The following is a 972-nucleotide window of genomic DNA, read 5'->3' as shown; positions in this document are numbered from 1 at the left end:
ACATTCACTTCCCGCCCGTAGCGCTCCAACATCCTTCGCCAACCCAGATAATTTCTCAGATAGTGGGTCGCTACCCCATGGAACCGCTCCATCCACTCTTTCAATCGACGGTGATATCCGTTTACATGCTGGATGTGGTACGCGCCAACCACACGCTCGCCTTGACGATTGCGCACGACCTGATGGGTCACTCCCTGCGCTTTGCTGAAACTGGCATACACCCCGGCGCCGTCGCTACACAACACCGCATCTGACGAGACAAGGGGTGTCAAAACAGCTATCACCGTCTCGGCATTCATTTTCTCCAACTGAAAATCCGCATGGTGACCAGCCCGGTCCTGAACCACCATCACCGGGATGTAATCCGGCCCTGTGCCTCGGGTACGGCCTTTGCCCCCACGGTGGCGGGCCGGGCGGGGCAAACCACGTTGCCCTTTAAACGACTCCAAGAAGAAGGTCTCATCAACCTCGACGATACCCCCTTCCCGTGCCGCCTGGTGACTCGCCATGGCTTTCAGGAAGCGGTGACGCCACAAGAAGGCGGTGTTTTTACAGACTCCGCAGCGGACGGCAGCCTGTCGGACGGTCAGACCGTCGATGAGGGCCTGGGCGTAGTCTTCCCAGCATTGTGCCTTGCGAAGTCGAGCCAGAGGCGTCTTGGTGAGAACGGAACTGGTGCGCAGACACTGCTTGCAGCGATAACGACGCAGCCCTCGACTCCAACCCCAGGGAGCCAACTGCGTAGCCTCGGCCTGACAGTGAGGGCAACATCGACAAGCGGGGAGTTGAGCGGCCAGCGAGGTGATTGGGTGAGGGGTAGTGAGTTCATGTTGCGCGAGGCGACGCTGGCGCATGGTGAGCTGTGGAAAGAGAGACAGTAGATGTTGAAAGGCTTGGGTATCCATGATGGAGGCCCTCAGGGTGATGACCTACTTCAAGGTTAGCCTTTCAACATGTAATTGGGACAGCGCC

At 58.4% G+C, this 972-nt stretch carries 1 protein-coding gene; it reads right to left on the bottom strand.

Going from position 1 to position 972, the window contains the following annotated elements:
- The coding region (locus PG879_RS20450; protein WP_210600941.1) for an IS1595 family transposase at positions 1–905 on the bottom strand (905 nt) is incomplete at its 3' end.
- Between the last annotated feature and the right edge of the window lie 67 nt (positions 906–972).

This window comes from Aeromonas sp. QDB63, from assembly GCF_027707425.1.
GTDB lineage: Bacteria > Pseudomonadota > Gammaproteobacteria > Enterobacterales > Aeromonadaceae > Aeromonas > Aeromonas caviae.
This window is presented reverse-complemented; position numbering and strand designations above follow the sequence as displayed.